This window comes from Serratia sp. NGAS9, assembly GCF_009905295.1.
Lineage (GTDB): Bacteria > Pseudomonadota > Gammaproteobacteria > Enterobacterales > Enterobacteriaceae > Serratia > Serratia bockelmannii.
The window spans coordinates 2,083,411-2,100,955 of sequence record NZ_CP047605.1; the positions used below are offsets into that span (position 1 = coordinate 2,083,411).

At 58.0% G+C, this 17,545-nt stretch carries 24 protein-coding genes and 1 pseudogene; 15 read left to right on the forward strand and 10 right to left on the reverse strand.

The window, feature by feature from the left end; all coding sequences use genetic code 11:
- Positions 1-159: 159 nt before the first annotated feature.
- Together GUC32_RS10065 and GUC32_RS10070 are read right to left on the reverse strand one after the other, a co-directional pair.
- Positions 160-387 carry a YgdI/YgdR family lipoprotein gene (locus tag GUC32_RS10065; RefSeq protein ID WP_025302531.1) on the reverse strand — a complete coding sequence of 76 codons (228 nt, stop codon included), beginning with the start codon at positions 385-387 and terminating at the stop codon, positions 160-162.
- A gap of 12 nt (positions 388-399) precedes the next feature.
- Positions 400-633: a YgdI/YgdR family lipoprotein gene (locus tag GUC32_RS10070; protein WP_019454814.1), complete on the reverse strand. Its 234-nt coding sequence runs from the start codon at positions 631-633 to the stop codon at positions 400-402.
- A 346-nt stretch (positions 634-979) separates the two neighbouring features.
- Here GUC32_RS10070 and tolA point away from each other — a divergent pair, with 346 nt between their 5' ends.
- Positions 980-1,420, forward strand: coding sequence for a cell envelope integrity protein TolA (tolA, locus tag GUC32_RS10075; protein WP_060433870.1), 441 nt, complete (start codon positions 980-982; stop codon positions 1,418-1,420).
- A 260-nt stretch (positions 1,421-1,680) separates the two neighbouring features.
- Here the strand turns inward: tolA and GUC32_RS10080 are convergent, their stop codons facing one another.
- Both GUC32_RS10080 and GUC32_RS10085 read right to left on the reverse strand, forming a co-directional pair.
- The gene (locus GUC32_RS10080; protein WP_369435708.1) at positions 1,681-2,073 is read right to left on the reverse strand and encodes a GNAT family N-acetyltransferase; all 393 of its coding nucleotides are present in this window, start codon (positions 2,071-2,073) and stop codon (positions 1,681-1,683) included.
- A gap of 168 nt (positions 2,074-2,241) precedes the next feature.
- On the reverse strand, positions 2,242-2,532 hold the full coding sequence (locus tag GUC32_RS10085) for a hypothetical protein (RefSeq protein WP_025302534.1): 291 nt from the start codon (positions 2,530-2,532) through the stop codon (positions 2,242-2,244).
- 146 nt (positions 2,533-2,678) lie between these two features.
- Here GUC32_RS10085 and GUC32_RS10090 point away from each other — a divergent pair, with 146 nt between their 5' ends.
- Positions 2,679-3,098, forward strand: coding sequence for a GNAT family N-acetyltransferase (locus GUC32_RS10090; RefSeq protein WP_197764828.1), 420 nt, complete (start codon positions 2,679-2,681; stop codon positions 3,096-3,098).
- On the opposite strand, the gene GUC32_RS10095 is transcribed toward GUC32_RS10090, so the two are convergent.
- On the reverse strand, positions 3,095-3,307 hold the full coding sequence (locus GUC32_RS10095) for a hypothetical protein (RefSeq protein WP_089195803.1): 213 nt from the start codon (positions 3,305-3,307) through the stop codon (positions 3,095-3,097). The two genes, GUC32_RS10090 and GUC32_RS10095, sit on opposite strands and share 4 nt — an antisense overlap.
- A gap of 93 nt (positions 3,308-3,400) precedes the next feature.
- Positions 3,401-4,519 (reverse strand): AI-2E family transporter, encoded by a 1,119-nt coding sequence (locus tag GUC32_RS10100; RefSeq protein WP_025302537.1) that lies wholly within the window; start codon positions 4,517-4,519, stop codon positions 3,401-3,403.
- Between the two features lie 294 nt (positions 4,520-4,813).
- Here GUC32_RS10100 and GUC32_RS10105 point away from each other — a divergent pair, with 294 nt between their 5' ends.
- A complete protein-coding gene (locus tag GUC32_RS10105) occupies positions 4,814-4,951 on the forward strand; it encodes a hypothetical protein (protein ID WP_162837928.1) in 138 nt (45 codons plus the stop codon).
- Positions 4,952-5,015: 64 nt separating this feature from the next.
- On the opposite strand, the gene GUC32_RS10110 is transcribed toward GUC32_RS10105, so the two are convergent.
- Positions 5,016-6,227, reverse strand: coding sequence for a CynX/NimT family MFS transporter (locus tag GUC32_RS10110; protein ID WP_043141453.1), 1,212 nt, complete (start codon positions 6,225-6,227; stop codon positions 5,016-5,018).
- 232 nt (positions 6,228-6,459) lie between these two features.
- Between GUC32_RS10110 and GUC32_RS10115 the strand changes: the two genes are divergently transcribed.
- The 5 genes from GUC32_RS10115 to GUC32_RS10135 all read left to right on the forward strand — a co-directional run bounded on the left by GUC32_RS10115 (position 6,460) and on the right by GUC32_RS10135 (position 10,834).
- A complete protein-coding gene (locus GUC32_RS10115) occupies positions 6,460-6,918 on the forward strand; it encodes a hypothetical protein (protein WP_043141449.1) in 459 nt (152 codons plus the stop codon).
- A 98-nt stretch (positions 6,919-7,016) separates the two neighbouring features.
- Positions 7,017-7,433, forward strand: a complete 417-nt coding sequence (locus GUC32_RS10120; protein WP_004941246.1) for a DUF2000 domain-containing protein — start codon at positions 7,017-7,019, stop codon at positions 7,431-7,433.
- A 72-nt stretch (positions 7,434-7,505) separates the two neighbouring features.
- Positions 7,506-8,537 (forward strand): LacI family DNA-binding transcriptional regulator, encoded by a 1,032-nt coding sequence (locus tag GUC32_RS10125; protein WP_038629231.1) that lies wholly within the window; start codon positions 7,506-7,508, stop codon positions 8,535-8,537.
- 186 nt (positions 8,538-8,723) lie between these two features.
- On the forward strand, positions 8,724-9,647 hold the full coding sequence (locus GUC32_RS10130) for a TIM barrel protein (protein ID WP_025302541.1): 924 nt from the start codon (positions 8,724-8,726) through the stop codon (positions 9,645-9,647).
- A 14-nt stretch (positions 9,648-9,661) separates the two neighbouring features.
- Entirely contained in the window at positions 9,662-10,834 is a 1,173-nt protein-coding gene (locus tag GUC32_RS10135; RefSeq protein WP_127146162.1) for a Gfo/Idh/MocA family protein, read from the forward strand.
- A gap of 13 nt (positions 10,835-10,847) precedes the next feature.
- On the opposite strand, the gene GUC32_RS10140 is transcribed toward GUC32_RS10135, so the two are convergent.
- Complete coding sequence (locus tag GUC32_RS10140; RefSeq protein WP_047575702.1) at positions 10,848-11,198, reverse strand: GFA family protein; 351 nt, start codon at positions 11,196-11,198, stop codon at positions 10,848-10,850.
- A 140-nt stretch (positions 11,199-11,338) separates the two neighbouring features.
- On the opposite strand from GUC32_RS10140, the gene GUC32_RS10145 reads away from it, so the two are divergent.
- From GUC32_RS10145 to GUC32_RS10155, 3 genes are all read left to right on the forward strand, one after another.
- Positions 11,339-11,548, forward strand: coding sequence for a hypothetical protein (locus GUC32_RS10145; protein WP_004941260.1), 210 nt, complete (start codon positions 11,339-11,341; stop codon positions 11,546-11,548).
- A 153-nt stretch (positions 11,549-11,701) separates the two neighbouring features.
- On the forward strand, positions 11,702-12,775 hold the full coding sequence (locus GUC32_RS10150) for an SMP-30/gluconolactonase/LRE family protein (protein WP_060447693.1): 1,074 nt from the start codon (positions 11,702-11,704) through the stop codon (positions 12,773-12,775).
- Between the two features lie 75 nt (positions 12,776-12,850).
- Positions 12,851-13,495: a Qnr family pentapeptide repeat protein gene (locus GUC32_RS10155; RefSeq protein WP_025302545.1), complete on the forward strand. Its 645-nt coding sequence runs from the start codon at positions 12,851-12,853 to the stop codon at positions 13,493-13,495.
- On the opposite strand, the gene GUC32_RS10160 is transcribed toward GUC32_RS10155, so the two are convergent.
- A complete protein-coding gene (locus tag GUC32_RS10160; RefSeq protein ID WP_060432916.1) occupies positions 13,485-14,102 on the reverse strand; it encodes a LysE family translocator in 618 nt (205 codons plus the stop codon). The genes GUC32_RS10155 and GUC32_RS10160 overlap by 11 nt on opposite strands.
- A 376-nt stretch (positions 14,103-14,478) precedes the next feature.
- Between GUC32_RS10160 and cspA the strand changes: the two genes are divergently transcribed.
- Entirely contained in the window at positions 14,479-14,691 is a 213-nt protein-coding gene (gene cspA, locus GUC32_RS10165) for an RNA chaperone/antiterminator CspA (RefSeq protein WP_025302547.1), read from the forward strand.
- Between the two features lie 114 nt (positions 14,692-14,805).
- Positions 14,806-14,883, forward strand: a pseudogene (locus GUC32_RS10170).
- Positions 14,884-15,096: 213 nt separating this feature from the next.
- Here the strand turns inward: GUC32_RS10170 and GUC32_RS10175 are convergent.
- Positions 15,097-15,774, reverse strand: coding sequence for an isochorismatase family protein (locus GUC32_RS10175; protein ID WP_060447268.1), 678 nt, complete (start codon positions 15,772-15,774; stop codon positions 15,097-15,099).
- Between the two features lie 253 nt (positions 15,775-16,027).
- Here GUC32_RS10175 and GUC32_RS10180 point away from each other — a divergent pair, with 253 nt between their 5' ends.
- Complete coding sequence (locus GUC32_RS10180; protein ID WP_025302548.1) at positions 16,028-16,456, forward strand: universal stress protein; 429 nt, start codon at positions 16,028-16,030, stop codon at positions 16,454-16,456.
- Positions 16,457-16,771: 315 nt separating this feature from the next.
- A complete protein-coding gene (locus GUC32_RS10185) occupies positions 16,772-17,527 on the forward strand; it encodes an SDR family NAD(P)-dependent oxidoreductase (RefSeq protein WP_016928044.1) in 756 nt (251 codons plus the stop codon).
- Positions 17,528-17,545 lie beyond the last annotated feature (18 nt).

A 17,545-nucleotide genomic window follows, 5' to 3' on the forward strand; every position in this document is an offset into this window, starting at 1 on the left:
GGAAAGGGGAGATCCGTATGGCAAACCTGAGAACGTTGTCTGCTGAAATGTCAGGTGGTTATCGACGTTCTCATTAAACGCGGGCAGGCACGGTTGGTGTTTGAGTTGGGAGGGAGCCATGGGCTCCCTAGGTTTTAGCGGGCTAAGATTATCGGAACCTTAATGAGGGATCTCTGAAACCTCTTTGACTTCCGTCTTGTTGATTTGCTGTTTAACGCCATTGGCATCGGTATAACCGAGCAAACCGGCAGAGGTTTCTTTCGGTTTACCGTCACTGATGAGCGTTCGGCCATCGTGGGTATGAATAGCGTAGCTGGTGCGTGTGCAGCCTGACAGTGTGGCGATAGCAACCAGGGCGATCGCGGGAAGAACAAGCGCTTTTTTCATTTGAAGCTCCTTTTAGTTATCCAACTCACTCATGTTTGCAATCTGGTCTCGATTGATCTGTTCCGTTTTGCCCGTTTCTGCATTTCGGTAGGAGACTAACCCGGTATCTTTATCGACTTGAGGCTTGCCGTCGGTGACAATAGTCTTGCCATCCGTTGTTTTAATCGCCTGATTGGAAGCGCAGCCCGCCATGAACATCACCGTGGTCGCAGTAAGAAGCGCGGCAAAGAGTCGTTTACTTTTCATACTTACCATCCTGGTTACTTAAATGAATTTAATGGCAGGAAAGTAAGTATAGGCAGAATCTCCAGATTGCTAGCGTTAAAAGTGCTTTTAATGCGATAAAAAATTAAGAATTTCTTAATTTATTGATGGAGTGATTGCCCATTCGAGGGGTGTCGATAAGTCATGGCCTTCAGGCGTACGGCCCGCCGATGGGGTTAGGGTTTCATATCATCATCTACTCACGATTTTCCGCGCGCCAGAGCTTGATGTCATTGGCGGTTTTACGTGAATTCTGTATAAGTATTGACCGGGGGTCTTGTCAAATACCACGTTGATTTGGCTGATAATCATCCATAAGGACAGGGATATGAAAATTACGCATTCAGGCTACAAAACCGGCGCCGCCATATTATTGGCGGGAATGTTCGCACTGGCATTAACGGGGTGTGCCAAGAGTACAGCCCCCAGCCAAAGCAATCCGGAAAATAAAAAGGTTGACGATCTTTTCGCCAATCTTGGCGACCCAAAGGCGCCGGCACCGGGAAAAGAGAAAGAACGCTATATCGCCCAGTTGCAGGCCGTGATTCAAAGCCATTTGAAAGATGCCGAAGCCTACTCGGGCAAGCGTTGCACATTGCGTATCACGCTGGCGCCGGACGGTATGCCAATCGGTGTTCGAACTGAAGGAGGCGATCCGGATCTTTGCCGCGCCGCCATGAAGGCAATTGCCGATTCGCGCTTCCCTAAGCCGCCGACGGCAGGGGCCCATAATGCGTTCCAAATTATCACGTTGCAACTGCGTCCTTAAGCAGCTAGATGAAATAAGGGGTTGGGATAACGCAGTGTTGTGCAGCGGGATCTTTTAGTAAAAAATTTAGGTGTTCACGTGACTTCCACCAGCCTGTGCGGCTGGTGGATTTAGATTTAAGTCTTTATTGTCCGTCTTAGTTTTAAGCAAGATGCTCCTTTGTATTCGCATTGGCCAAATATTTGGTAACCCAGATGTTGAGCTATTTTAACGGAAGGCCGATTGTTTTCACCGATAAGGCAAACTGTTTGAGCGGGTGATTACGTGCTGTCAATCCATTGATGCGCTGCGGCAGCCGCTTCTTGCGCGACTCCCTGACCTTGGGCCTCCCGGGCAATAATCCATGCGGCTTCAGGGCTCCCATCGAAGTCATTGCCCAGACCCCGATGAAAATCCGCCAACCCGGTCTCGCCCAGGAACTGTCCGTCCACTTTGCGAAATATGGCGAACAGCCCATAGCCGAAAACCGACCAGTGGCCAATATAGCGCAGTAGTCTATTCCAACCGTCTTCAGGTGAAAGATTGGGGGCGCTGATAAATTTGAACAGTTCCTTATCTGTAAACATGGCATACCAGGCATCGAAATCGGCCAGGTTGTGAGGACGTAATATCAACCGTTCGGTTTCGATGTGCACGGCAGGGAGTAAAGGCATAACGGTTCCTTTTCTGCGTTGCAGCGTATCGTAATGTTACCCTGAGAGAACGAGCGATAATTTCCCGTCTTGGCGCGCAGATGACAAGGTTACGGCTAAGGTGCGGGCAAGCTCTTTGTCGCAAATCACTTTATCATTGGGTTTAACGCGCCGGCTACTTGTTTGGTATTACCGATACATCATCGCGCTCACGCGCTCGGCCCGATCTTTAAAACCGTTGCTGCGCATCGTTACCACATAGTAGCGATAGTGATGTTTCTGTGCGTATTCGCGCACCAGATCTTCGGCGAACAGGCCGCTGAAGGTGACGGTGGTGACGAACGTCAGCCCTTTCACTTCGTAGGTGCTGATCTCTTGCGGGGTGCCGATATACGGCGGCGGGAACACGGTTTTGTGGAACTGGCAGCCCGCCAGCAGCAGGGTAAACAGCAGGGCGGCGGAGATTTGCGGTATTCTCATCGGGAAAAGCTTTCCTTCCTTGGCGTGTGTTTTAGTAACTCTATAATAGGATTACAAAATTCGGCGGGGATGTAAAAGTTATCCCGCTTCGGTTGCCGTTTCGTTGAAGCGGTGTCGCCGTCACCCATCAGAATGAAGGGGTAAACATGTTTGTTCGTCTTGCCACTGAAACCGATGCCGCAGCCCTGATCGCCCTCGACAGCGTCGCCGAAGACGAGCCGCAGCGCGCGGCGCAGATCCGCTCCTGGTGCGCACAGAGTGTCTGCTATCTTGCCGAGGAACAGGGCATGGCGATGGGCTACGCTGTGCTGCACTATCACTTCTTCGGCTGCGGCTTTGTCGAGATGCTGATGGTCGGCGAGCGCTATCGCCGCCGGGGCGTCGGGCAGGCGTTGATTGCGGCGTTGAAGTCCCAGTGTCGGCACCCGAAGCTGTTCACCTCCACCAATCGTTCCAACCTGCCGATGCAGCGGCTGCTGTTGAACGCCGGGTTTGTCGCCAGCGGCCAAATTGACAATCTCGATGACGGCGACCCGGAGCAGGTCTTTTTCATCCCGCTGCGCTAATACAGCCGGACATCGACCGCCTGCTGTTGCAGCCAGGTGCTGACGTAACCATAAGCGGCATAGAAGGCCAGCAGCGCGAAGATCAGCACCGAAAGCGAGGCCAAAAACCTGACGTCACCGTGTTTTGACAGCTGATAGGCGCAATAGATAAAGGCTAACAGGCACAGCAGAGTGAAGGCGATGGCCAACGTGGCGTAAAAAATAAGCATAATGAAACCCGTTCTTCCTTGTGAGCCGGGCAAGGATACCACAGACAAAAAAAGGGGCCCAATTGGGCCCCTGTGTGATTCGCTGCGAGAGGGTTACTCCGCCGCCGCGTCGGGATGATTTTTGCCTTCCTCGATGAATTCTTCGTCGATCTCTTCGATGTTCTCCTCGCTGTCGCGGCCGGACAGGATGTTCCAGCAGGCGATGAACAGCGCGGCGATCAAGGGCCCGATGACGAAGCCGTTGATGCCGTAAATCTCCATGCCGCCCAGGGTGGAGATCAGGATCAGGTAGTCCGGCATTTTGGTGTCTTTGCCTACCAGCAGCGGGCGCAGAATGTTGTCCACCAGGCCGATCACCACCACGAAGAATACCACCAGGAAAATGGCTTTCCACAGCATGCCGGTAGCGAAGAAGTAGATCACCGCCGGCACCCAGATGATGGCGGAGCCCACGGCCGGGATGATCGACAGGAACGCCATCAGCGCGCCCCACAGCAGGCTGCCGTCGATGCCGGTAAAGTAAAATGCCAGCCCGCCGAGCGCACCTTGCACCACGGCGACCACCACCGTGCCCTTGACGGTGGCGCGGGAGACGGCGGCGAACTTCACGAACAGGTGGTGCTTCACGTGCTGGGAGAGCGGCAGCGCTTCGAGCGCCAGGTTCACCAGATAGGGGCCGTCTTTCAGCAGGAAGAACAGCAGGTAGAGCATCACGCCGAAGCCGACGACGAAGTTGAAGGTGCCTTTGCCGATCAGGAAGACGCTGCCCGCCAGATATTGCCCGCCCTTAAGCGCCACGTCGGAAAGCTGCTTTTGGATCTCGGCGGCGCTGTTGAGGTTATGCTCCGCCAGGAAGCGCTGCGCCCAGCCGGGCAGGTGACGCATAAAGTCCGCCAGCATGGTCGGCAATTGGCTGTTGTTGGTTTGCAGCTTGGTGTAGATCACGTTGAATTCCATCGCCAGCGATGAGGCGATGATCGCCAATGGCGTGAACACGATCAGACAGATCAGCGCCACCGTCAGCAGCGACACTACGCCGTTGCGTTCGCCGACGTACTGCTTCAACTTCTTTTTCACCGGATGGAAAATCACCGCCAGAATAACCGCCCACAGCACTGAGGAGTAATAAGGCCCCAGCACGTCGAGAAAGGCGGCGGTAACGATGAACAGGATCAGAATAAAGAATCCCTTGGAAATGCCTTTAGACATCATAGTCGTCCCTCAAAAGATGAATTTTCAGCATAGATGAACTGAATGAAAACAACACTATCATCACCTTTGCTTAACCGGTAGGGGATTTTTAACGGCGTATACCATAGGGTTACTAAGGGAAAGGCGGGCGCTGCAGGGTGAACAGGCGGCGGCGCGAGAAAAGAAAGAGGGCTAAATAATTAACAAAATTTATCGATTGTGTTTCATTTTGTGAGCCGCGCTTGCCGCCTGCGCCAGGCTTTCCTAGTTTTTAGGAGGGCGGCCTTTCGTCCGATATCACGAAGGAGTATGCAAATGACTGAACACAAACGACTCGGTGTCATCGAGAAAACGCTACTGATCGCCTTTGCCGGCCTGTTGGTGTATTTCGCGGCCACTGGCGCATTGTCATTGTCGGGTCTCGATCATCATTGGCCTTATCCTTCGCGATAGGCAGGCACCTGCACCAGGGAAAATTCAGTACCGCTTATAACAAACAGAACGACTTTTCTGCTTATCACCCTGCATTATGCCGCCTGCTGAGAAAAGCCAGCGCCAACAGCGCCCCTAACAGGGCCGCCGCCAGCACCAGCCACGCCGGCGCCACCCAACCGGCTGCGGCCACGATGGCGCTCAGCGCGACCGGGCCGATCACCTGGCCGAGATAGTTCCCTTGCATCACCAGCCCCAGGCTCAGAGGCAACAGCGTGGGCTCCGGCGTCGCCGCCGGCGTGGCGGCCAGAATGGTGGCGGGCAGCATGCCAGCGATGGCGCAGAACAGGAAACACAGTGGGATCAGCAGGCCGTTGGGCGTCATCGGCAGGAAAATGCCGATGCCGAATATGCCGATGACCAGGCTGGTGGCCGCGAGCAGGCTACCGGCCCGCAGACCGCGCGACAGCAAGAACCCGGCGGCGAGGTTGCCGATGATGTTCGCCGCCACCGCCGCTGCGCTGATGCCGCCGGCGGCCGCCAGCGACAGGCCGATGCGCTGCATCAGGAAGATCGGCAGAAAGGTCATCACCGAGAAAAACTGCAGGTTGTAAGTGGTGAACATCAGCGCCAGCAACAGCGGTTGGCGTGCCCGCAGCATCGCGCCCAGCGCATGCCGCAGCTGCAACGGCGGAACGTGCGTCTTGGCGGCGCGTCGGGGCGTGGTCAGCGGCAGCAGCAGGGCGGCCAGCAGCGTCAACGCCGCACCGGCCTGCCAACTCTGTTGCCAGCCGGCGAGATGGGGGCCGAAAAACAATGAAATGGCGATGCCCGCCGGCATGAAGGTGCTCCAGATGCCGAACACCAGGCTGCGCTGCGCCGGGGCGACGATGCGGTTCAGCACCGCCGGCGAGGCGACCACCACGATCACGAAGCCGAGGCCTTCGACAAAGCGGCTGACGATCAATCCGTTGAAGTCGTGCAGCGTGGCGCCGGTAAAGCTGGCGGCGCTGACGATCAGTAACCCCGCCGCCAGCAGGCGCCGATCGCCCCAGCGGCGCACCAGCAGCCCGGCGGCGATGCCGCCGAACACCCCGACGAAAGGAAAGGCCGAGATGACCCAGCTCAGCGTTTCGAGCGAACGGCCGAATTCGGCCTGCAGCGCCGGTAGCGCGATGGTGGCCTTACCTACGTGCAGCGCCGCGGCGATGCCGGCGAACAGCACGTTGATGACGGCTAGCCAGGGCGTAGCGGCGGGAAGGACGCGGTCGATGGCGTCCGGTTTAATCGCGGTCATAACACTCTCCAGAGGCGGTAACGCCCTCACTATGCGTCTGCGCTACAACAGAAGTCGTTCAAATGCTGCGCTGTCACGCGGGGAAATTATTCATTTCGAGCTTTATTTTGCGCACCTCGTTGTTTGGTTCGCCAGCGTACCACCCGGCGTGGACGCGGGTGTCCGTTCAGCGGTTTACTGTTCCGGCACGCAGCGAGCGTGCCCGATCAATTTTATTTATAAGGAGCAGTGTATGTCAGAGATGATGAATGAAAATGGAGCGCCGGTGATGGAGTGGAGCTATGGCGGCCGGGGTGATGATATCAGCAGCAGCCTGAGCCTCGACACGGTTGAGGAGCAACCGCAGGGTTTCTTGATGACGGTCGATCGGCCGGTGCAGATCTTTAAAGAAGCGCTGTCGCCGATGATGGCCTTTGTCACGCTGCTGCGCCCGCTATACGCCAAGACGGGCGAGGGCTTCCAGTACGTGCCGGTTTCCAACCCCTGGACCGACGTGCAGCGCCTGCCGGCCAGCGCAGGCTATCTGGGCGTGCAGGTTAACGCTGGCCTGTTTTTCCACGGCGCCAAACCGACGCACTATAAAGATCGCGACGGCCAGATGAAACCGATTGACGGCGGCACTATCCTGCAGAACATCACCGTGCTGCATCAGGTGGCGCAGCCGCTGGGCCCGGGCGAAGGCGGGATCTGAGGCTGAAACGTCATCACGGGGCCGGACGCGGCCCTTATCTCGCCTTGAAAACCGCCCTTGGCTTGGGTAAAAAGGGTTGTCTATTCAAGGAGAAGAGTATGTACAGCGACAACGAGAAAAAATTCTACATCATCCTCAACCGCAACCACGAACCGGCCACTCTGTTTAACGCCTCCTGCCATCTGACGGCGGGCATCACCGATCTTATCGAGCAGCGCGAGTTTCACCACTACCCGAGCAGCCTCGACGGCGTCAGCGCCAATATGAGCCACTACCCGATCGTCATCCTGCAGGCCAAGAACAGCAGCCAGCTCAGCAACCTGATCCTCAAGTGCAAGGAGGAGGGCGTGCTGTCCAACTTCTTCACCACCACCATGCTGTCGCACTCCGCCGAGCAGCAGATCGCCGACACCGCCAATACCCCCTACGAGCAGTTGGACTTCGTGGCGGTGGCGCTCTACGGCGACACTGAACAGCTTAAGCCGCTTACCAAGAAGTTCTCCGTCTACCGTTAATCGCGAACGGCATCACATCAGGGGCGGCAACGTCTATGATATTTTTCCATCAAATCGTTGATGGAGATGAACATGAGCGGCAAGAAAACCACCATGGCGGCCATCGCCAGAGAGGCGCGGGTCGGCATCGCCACCGTCGATCGGGTGATCAACCAACGCGCGTCGGTGCGGCCCGCCACCCAGCGCCGGGTGATTGAGGCGGCGAAAAAGTTGGGGTTCGCGTTGGAAAAGTCCCACTGCCTGTCGGCGGTGCTGGGCAGGCCGGAGCGCCGCCTGAGAATGGGGTTTATCCTGCTGCGGCGCGAACACTCTTTCTATGCGCAACTGGCTGATGAACTGATGGTGCAAGCGGCGCCGTATCATGAGCCGGGGCAGCCGCCGCAGTTCATCTTCCACTCTCTCAATGCCATCGGCGATACCGCCGCCGCCATTAGCCAATTGAGCCGCCAGGTGGACGCGATCGGCGTGTTGGCGCTGGATCACCCCCTGATCCACTATGCCGTAGAAGAAGCCACGCAGGCGGGCATCAACGTTTTCGCGCTGCTGTCGGATTTATCGGTGCCCAGCCGCGCCGGCTACATCGGTCTGGATAATCAAAAAGCGGGCCGCACCGCCGGTTGGGCGGTGGACCGTCTGTGCCGGCGTCAGGGAGATGTTGGCGTGATCATCGGCGACAACCGTTTTACTTGCCAGGAAGCCTGCGAGATCGGTTTTCGCTCCTACCTGCGTGAGCAGATGAGCGGCCAGCGTGTGCTGGAACCGGTGCGCAGCCTCGAGGACGCGGAAACGGCGCGCCGGGTCACGCGTGAACTGCTGGCGAACCACCCGGAGCTGGCGGCGCTGTACGCGCCGAGCGGCGGTGTAGAGGGCATTATTCAGGCGTTACGAGAGAGCGGCCGGCAGCGCGACATCACGCTGGTGTGCCACGGCCCGGTGCAGGGCGGTGAAATGGCGCTGCTCGACGGCACGGTGGATCTGTTGCTGTGTCACCGCATTTCTGAGTTGGCCGCCACGATTGTCGAGACGCTGCTCGCTGCCGATGAACAACCGGGATTACGCCACATCATTAATCGCTTCGATGTGATCACCAAAGAAAACCTCTGACGGCCGCTGAGTGGTGTTTGCCGAGGTCATGGCGCAGTCAGGCGTCGCCTCAATTTGATTAAAAACTATCAAATAATTCATCAAAAATAGCGCGATCTCTATCAAAAAATAAAATTTTCATTATTGATGGTTTTGGAATTTTTGTTTGATACTGCCGGCATTCCCCGCAAGAAAGGAGCCGTCGCCATGACTTTGCCTATCGCCAATGCGCCCTGCAGTTGGGGCGTGGATGACCCAAACAATCCCCATTTGCCGCCCTACGCCACGGTTCTGCAAGAAGCGTCGGCGGCCGGCTACCGCAGCATCGAGCTGGGGCCGTGGGGCTATTTGCCGACGCAGAGCGAGGCGCTGTGCGCCGCGCTGGAGCAGCATCGTCTGTCGCTGGTGGCCGGCACGATTTTTGACGATCTGGTCAGCGAGGCGAACATTGAGCGCCTGCTGGCCCTGACTCATCGGATATGCCGCAACCTCTCGCGGGCGCCCAGGGCAGAGCCGACCGAGGGCGATCGCGCCGCGCCGCCGTTCTTGGTGATTATCGATTTCGGCAATCCGCAACGCGCCAGGTTCGCCGGGCGTTCAGATTTAGCGCCGCGTTTGTCGCAGGCAGAGTGGCAGAGGATGATCGGGCACATTACGCGCATCAGCGAATTGGCCTGGCGGGAATACGGCGTGCGGCCGGTGGTGCATCCGCACGCCGGCGGCTGCATCGAGTTCGCCGACGAAATCGACCGGTTGGCGGCGGACATTCCGCATCACACCGCCGGATTGTGCCTGGATACCGGCCATCTGTATTACGCCGGGCTGGACCCGGCGGCCTGGCTGAGCAAGCACTTTGAACGTCTCGATTATCTGCACTTTAAAGACGTCGATCCGCTGGTGTTCCGCGAGGTGCTGGCGCGCGGCGTCGATTTTTTCACCGCCTGCGCCGAGGGTGTCATGTGCCCGTTGGGCAGCGGGGCGATCGATTATCCGCAGCTGCGCGCGCTGTTGGCCGAGCGCGGATACCGGGGCTGGATCACTATCGAGCAGGAACGCGATCCGCGCAATGTGCAGGGCAGCCTGCAGGACGTCACCGCCAGCTTGCGCTACTTGCGCGGCCTCGGCTTTTAATCAGGAGAAACACGATGATCAACGGCAGCAAACCTTTGGCGAGATCGTTGCGCTGGGGCATGGTCGGCGGCGGCGGCACCAGCCAGATCGGTTACATCCATCGTTCGGCGGCCTTGCGCGACGGTGCGTTTACTCTGTTGGCCGGCGCGTTCGACATTGACGCCGAACGCGGGCGTGATTTTGGCCGGAGTCTGGGCGTGGCGGCGGAGCGCTGTTATGCGGATTATGCCGAGATGTTCCGCGCCGAAGCCGCGCGGGCGGACGGCATTGAAGCGGTCTCGATCGCCACGCCGAACAACACCCATTACGCCATTTGCCGGGCGGCGCTGGAGGCGGGATTGCACGTGGTGTGCGAGAAGCCGCTGTGTTTCAGCGTCGATGAGGCGCAGGCGCTGGCGGCGTTGTGCGAGCGGCAGCGCAAAGTCATCGGCGTGACCTACGGCTATGCCGGGCACCAGATGATTTTACAGGCCCGGCAGATGATTGCCGATGGCCGTCTGGGGGAAATCCGGCTGGTGAATATGCAGTTCGCTCACGGCTTTCACGCCGCGCCGGTGGAGCAGGATAATCCCAGCACTCGCTGGCGGGTCGATCCGCACTTTGTCGGCCCCAGCTATGTGCTGGGCGATCTGGCGACCCACACGCTGTTTCTGGCGGAAACCATGGCGCCGCAGCTGAAGATCCGGCGGTTGATCTGCAGCCGGCAAAGCTTTGTGCCGTCGCGCGCGCCGTTGGAGGACAACGCCTATGTGCTGATGGAGTATCACAACGGCGCCGTCGGCTCCGTGTGGTGTTCGGCGGTCAACTGCGGTTCGATGCACGGTCAAAAGGTGCGCATCGTCGGTGAAAAGGCTAGCCTGGAGTGGTGGGATGAACAACCCAATCAGCTACGCTTCGAAGTGCAGGGCGAGCCGGTGCGGATCCTGGAGCGCGGCATGCCGTATCTCGATGCGCCGGCGTTGGCGGACGATCGCATCGGCGGCGGTCATGCGGAGGGGTTGTTTGAAGCCTGGTCGAATCTCTACCGCCGCTTCGCGCTGGCGATGGACGCCACCGATCGGCGCGACGCGGCCTTCCTGGCCGACTTCTGGTACCCGGACGTGCAGGCTGGCGCACTGGGCGTGAAGTGGGTGGCGCGCTGCGTGCAATCCGCTGAAACCGACGCCGGCTGGGTTGCCTTCGACTGAGTGCGCGATTCGCTCAGACGCTGGCCCCGTCGTAGCGGTGGATCTGTAACGCATCCAGCGCGACGTCAGGCACGCAGCGCAGGTTAACGGCGCACATCGCGGCGCCGTCCGGCGCGGTTCCGTAGGCGAAGGGCTGGGCACCGCAGGTCCGGCAGAACTGATGGCGGATCCTGTGGTGATTGAAAGTGTAAGTGCTGAGCTGGTCCTGACCGCTGTTGAGCGTGAAAGCGCTGATGGGGAAGAACGACAGCAGCAGCCCTTTGCGGCGGCAAATAGAACAGTTGCAGCTGAGGGCTTCGGTGGGCAGTTCGGCGTCTACGGAGAAGGTGACGGCGCCACAGTGGCAGCTTCCCTGGAATGACATGGCGATGATCCTGTATCAGGGGGGAGTGTTTGCCCAGTATAGTGCAATTTATCGTCACTCGGCCGCGCCCGGCTTGGTTTCCTTAGTAAATGCGCGGTTTTCTGGTAGGTTAGGGTTAACGTCATCAAAAGGAGATCGCGATGTTAGAACATTACTATCCGGCCAATATGGGCGCCGAACCGGTCACGGACGAACAGCACAAACGGCTGGTGGCGGTGCAGGCGGCGCTGGAACTGATCAAGGCTACGCTGTCGGATACCAACGACGGCAACGGCGTGGACTTCCAGCTGAAAGCGGCGGAAAAGCACATCGGCCCAATGGCCGACGCCATTCAGGAAGCTCTGAAGTAACGGTTCGCCGTCACCTCAACCGCCCGCATCGGGCGGTTTTTTTTTGCGCTGATTACTGCGATTTTTTTAGTGGCGCATTGCCTTTTTCCCGGCTGGTGCCGTAAGCGGCGCGATCCTACTCTAGCGATCCGAGTCCTCATCAGGGTCATGCTCATGTTCCGCTTCAGTCTCTTGTCTTTCTTATTGTTGCGCCGCCGGCGCGTCACCCAGCTGGCCGGCGCCACACTGCTTCTCGGCGTCGTTATGCAGGCGCAGGCCACGCAACGCATCGAGTTTTCGCCGGATCCCGCCGGCGCCTACCCTGAGGGCATCGCCTGGGAGCCGCGCGCCGGTGCGTTCCTGATCTCCTCCCTGCGCGGTGGCCAGCTGGGCCTGGTCTACCCGGATGGCCGCTATCGGCGGTTTTCCACCGACAAGGGACTGATTACCACCTCCGGCATGCTGGTGGACACCGAGCGCAACCGGGTGCTGGTATGCAACGAAGACGTGGGCGTCTCCCTCCATTCAGCCCCTGGCACGCGCAATCGCGTGGCGCAGGTGCTGGAGTTCAATCTCGATACCGGCGCGCTGCAGCAGACGTACGATCTCTCATCGTTAAGCCGTGGGCCGACGCTGGCCAACGATCTGACGCTCGATGCGCAGGGAAATATCTACGTAACCGACAGCTTCCAGCCGCAGATTTACAAGATCGACCGGGCAACGCGCCACGTGTCGATCCTGGTGCGCTCATCGCTTCTGCTGCCCGCCGACGCACCCGCCGCTGCGCAGGGCACACAGCCTTATCTCAACGGCATCGTGTATCACCCGGATGGCTACCTGATTGCGTCGGACTACACCCGCGGGCTGCTGTGGAAGGTGACGCTGGATAACACGCCTGCGATAAGTGAAATCAGGCTGCCGCATCGGCTGAAAGGGCCGGACGGGCTGCGGCTCAAAAACGCCAACGAATTGGTGATCGTACAGTCTTTTCCGGCTGAAAAGGGGAGCATGTCCGGCGACGTGACGCTGCTCGCCTCGGCCGACGGCTGGGCCAGCGCCCATGTCGCCGCGGTCGCCACGCCGCCGGGATTGGATGGGCCGACCGGCGCCGCGTTGCGCGATGGCGAGGTGTGGGTGGTCAACTCCCGTTACCCCAAACTGTTTGCTGACGTCGCTCAGGCGGAGAGCATCAGGACGTTCAGCATCGTCAAGGTGGCGTTAGCACGGCCTGCGGCTGAGGCACGCTGATCGACGACGGTTGCCAACCCTGTCGGAATAGGATTAAATGCTGCCCTGGCTGTATAAATAAACAGGGGTGTTGCAATGAGCCTGGCGCTGAAGGGTGAGAAGATCGAACGTAACCGCTTTACCGGCGAGAAGATTGAAAACGGCAGCTTTATGCTGTGTGATTTTTCGGGTGCCGATCTGACCGGCACCGAATTTATCGGCTGCCAATTCTACGATCGCGACAGCCGACAGGGCGGCAACTTCAGCCGCGCGATACTGAAAGACGCGAGTTTTAAAAGCTGTGATTTATCGATGGCCGATTTTCGTCATGCCAACGCGTTGGGCATCGAGATCCGCGAATGCCGCGCGCAGGGCGCCGATTTTCGCGGCACCAGCTTTATGAACATGATCACCAGCCGCACCTGGTTTTGCAGCGCCTATATCACCAAAAGCAACCTGAGCTATGCCAACTTCGCCAAGGTGGTGCTGGAGAAATGCGAGCTGTGGGAAAACCGCTGGCACGGCGCACAGGTGCTCGGCGCCAGCTTCAGCGGCTCCGATCTGTCCGGCGGCGAATTCTCCGGTTTCGACTGGCGTGCCGCCGACGTCACCCAGTGTGATTTGAGCAACGCGGAACTGGGCGAGTTGGATTTGCGCACTACCGATCTGCAGGGCGTCAAAATGGACAGCCACCAGGCCGCGCAGCTGTTGGAGCGGCTCGGGATCGCGATCATCGGCTGAGCAGCTGCCGCAGCCCCAGTACGATGATCAACGTGCCGCAGGCACGATCGATCCAAGCCTTGCTGCGGCGGTAGGCGCCGGCGACAGGGGCGTGCGACAACACCAGCGCCACCAACCCGTACCACAAGCTGGCTATCACCGCGACTTCCAACAGCATGGCGAGGAAGGTCGGCGTAGAAACATGGGCGGGCGCCGCTGATGAGAAGACGGCGGCGTAAAACGCAATGGATTTGGGATTGGCGATGTTGGTGGCGATGCCCTGCAGAAAGGCGACGCGAAAACCGCTTTTCCCGGTCACCGTGGAGGGGCCGGAAGAAGGCGCCGCCTGGGCGATAAGCCGATAGCCGAACCACAGTAAATAGCCGGCGCCGGCCACTTTTACCGCTAGCGCCAACCAGGGGAACAAGGCGAAAATTATACCGACGCCGAGCAGGGCGCTGCTCGCCCAGAACAGGTTGACCAAGACAATGCCCGCCACCAGAGCGAAAGCCTCGCTGCGGCGCGCGGAAACGGCTTTGTGGGCGACGGCGACAAAATTGGGGCCGGGGATCACCACGCCAACGATATAGACGGTGAAAACGGCGAGCACGGCTGGCATATCGATCATCGGTTAACGGCCTGTAAGCAGCGAGTTAGCCTTAGTTTTATAATGAATCGCCGATGTGATCCAGCAGGGCGAAACCTTTTTTTACCTGCCCGTAGCGACAGGCGTCAGCGGCCTTTTGCGATAATAAATTTATGAGCCATATGAATATAATTTAAAATATATCTTGCTTAAATAAATTAGCTGTGGGTAAATAGCGTCATCGGTTTGTCATACAGACCTTATGAAAGCAGTTTTAGTAAAGCAGTTCTCAGTGTTAGTGATATCCCCCAGATACCTCTTCTTCCGCGAATTTTCTTCTCTAGTGCCCCATAAGTTTCCAATAAAAACAGACCTCTATCGCCCTATGGCGTCGCAAAAATAGAAAGGAAATATCTCTATGTCTACTAAAATGACGGGTTTGGTAAAATGGTTTGATGCAGGGAAAGGCTTCGGCTTTATCACCCCGGCAGACGGCGGCAAAGACGTGTTCGTACACTTCTCTGCTATCCAGAGCAACGATTTCAAAACGCTGGACGAAGGCCAACAGGTTGAGTTCACTATCGAAAAGGGTATGAAGGGTCCTTCTGCCGGCAACGTGGTCGCGTTGTAATTTTCGGTCGAGGTGCGGTTTCTTACGACAGCGATGAGGGTTTAAGCCGGAGCAGTTAAGAAATAACACCTTTAGCCTGAATAAACTCCGGGTTCGCCCGGAGTCTTTATCGATACGTCATTAGCTCAGCAGGAAGAGCGGCAGCGAAATATTCGTTGGCGGACTGGGGTTCGATTCCTCGATGACGTTCCAATAATTAATTATTATTGGCAACAGAAAAACAGATTATCGCATAAATAATAATGCCACTTTTCAGTCTTTTTTTCTGTTGTGAAAAAGTTGTGCTTAGGCTGCGTAATGTTGGAGTGTTGGATGGACGCTTACGCCATAACATGACAGCCGGGAAAGCCACCGGCACATGATCAATAGCCCCGGCCTTAGCCGGGGTTTTTTATGCCCGCGATTTTAACGCTGCGAGTCCAGCAGTTCGTTGTTTTTCACCACGTCCTGCGCCTTGAGGTAGCTCTCGATCAACAGCTGATAGGCCGGGAAGATTTTGGTGTAAACCTCGGCCCACTGCTGAGCGTCGGCGCGGTTCCAGCTGCCCTGCAGCTCGGAGGCGACGCCGGCGGTGTCGATCGGCACCACGCCGGCCTGCACCACGCGCGCCAGGGTGATTTCCTGCGCCATTTTCGAGTAGGTGCCGGAGGCGTCGATCACCGCAAAGACCTTATAGCCTTCGGCCACCGCGCTGATGGACGGAAAGGCCATGCAGACGCTGGTGATGGTGCCGGCGATGATCAGGGTCTTGCGGCCGGTGGCCTTGACCGCCGCTACGAAGTCAGGGTTGTCCCAGGCGTTGATTTCCCCTTTACGGGCGACGTACTGCGCGTGCGGCGCATTCTGGTGAATTTCCGGGATCAGCGGGCCGTTGGGGCCCTGCGGCACCGAGGCGGTGGTGATCACCGGCAGTTTGCTGAGGGTAGCGATGCTGGCGAGGGCGGCGGCGCGGGCGCGCAGCTCGGTCATCGGCATATCGGCGACGGTCTGGAACAGGCCGCTCTGGTGGTCGATCAGGAGCATGACTGCGTCATTGGCATCAATAACAGGACGCTGGCCGTTGAAGTTGGCTGGAGTGATCATGGTGTTTTCCTTTTCTCGTCGTGAGGTCAGTGGGTATCTTCTTTGATTGATAAGGCTGAAACTCAGCACTTGCCTATAGTGTAGGGAGAAGAGAGAAATCCGGTAGAGCCTGAAGTCGGGATACATCGTTCCATAAATGGAACGATTTTGACGCAGGCGAAGGGCTCGGCGCTGGGCTAAACTTAAGGTGCATAAGAAACATGCGGCAAGGAACGCCATCCTGTTCATGGGTTTGACGCGGAGGGCCACCGTCATGGCTTATCAGCATATCGTTGTCGCCACGGATCTCAGCGAAGACGCCGAGTTTCTGCTGGGCAAGGGCGCCAGGCTGGCTGCCGCGCTCCATGCCAAACTTTCCCTGATCTATATCGACATCCACCGCGCCGGCTATTACGTCGATCTGGGCGTGGGAGATTACAACTACACCGATCGCACCTTTTCGGAGCGGGTGAAGAATATGCTCAATGCGATCAAAGGGCAGTCGTCCTACCCGGTCGAAGAGGTGATTGTCAGCCGTGGCGCGTTGACGGAAGAGCTGAACCGGGTTGCGAAAGAGAAAGGGTTCGATCTGGTGATCTTCGGCCATCACCACGATGTCTGGAGCCGGCTGGTTTCTTCGGCGCGTCAGGCGATCAATGAGTTGAACGTCGATCTGCTGGTTGTCCCCATCGAGAAAAAATAGTCGCCGCCGCCTGCGGGCGGCTGCCTTTTTTCATTCGTATTGCTTATCTCTGAGCAGCCATAACCGTCTATCCGCAATAATCCCGCTTGCTGACAATCTGCCAGGAAAATAGTGACTGGCCGCAATTTTATTATCTCCATCAATATGTTGGCCAAAATCCGATAAAGATTAACTCAGCGCATTGAAATCACTGACATACCTCCTTTTGGTTAATAAACCGCACGTTTTGACTGGCTCTCAGGGAGCCTGCGTCTTATCCTCGGGGTAATGAGATTTGTATGACTTATATAAATACGTTCACATGGAGGAGGTCTCATGCGTTTTGACAATAAAGTCGTGGTTATCACCGGTGCGGGCAATGGTATGGGGGAAGCGGCGGCGCGGCGTTTCTCCGCCGAGGGCGCCATCGTGGTGCTGGCCGACTGGGCCAAGGAAGCGGTAGACAAGGTCGCCGCTTCGCTGCCGAAGGGCCGCGCGATGGCGGTGCATATCGATGTTTCCGATCACGTCGCGGTTGAAAAAATGATGAACGAGGTGGCGGAAAAACTGGGCCGCATCGACGTCCTGCTGAACAACGCCGGCGTACACGTGGCGGGCAGCGTGCTGGAAACCAGCATCGACGACTGGCGTCGCATCGCCGGGGTCGATATCGATGGCGTGGTGTTTTGTTCCAAATTTGCCTTGCCGCACCTGCTGAAAACCAAGGGCTGTATCGTCAATACCGCGTCGGTGTCCGGCCTGGGTGGCGACTGGGGTGCGGCCTATTACTGCGCGGCGAAAGGCGCGGTGGTCAACCTGACGCGCGCCATGGCGCTGGATCACGGCGGTGACGGCGTGCGCATCAACTCGGTCTGCCCGAGCCTGGTCAAAACCAACATGACCAACGGCTGGCCGCAGGAGATCCGCGACAAGTTCAATGAGCGCATCGCGCTGGGGCGTGCGGCGGAGCCGGAAGAAGTGGCGGCGGTGATGGCGTTTCTGGCCAGCGACGACGCCAGCTTTATCAATGGCGCCAACATTCCGGTCGATGGCGGGGCGACCGCCTCGGACGGCCAACCGAAGATCGTCTAAGCGTTAACCTACCGGCCC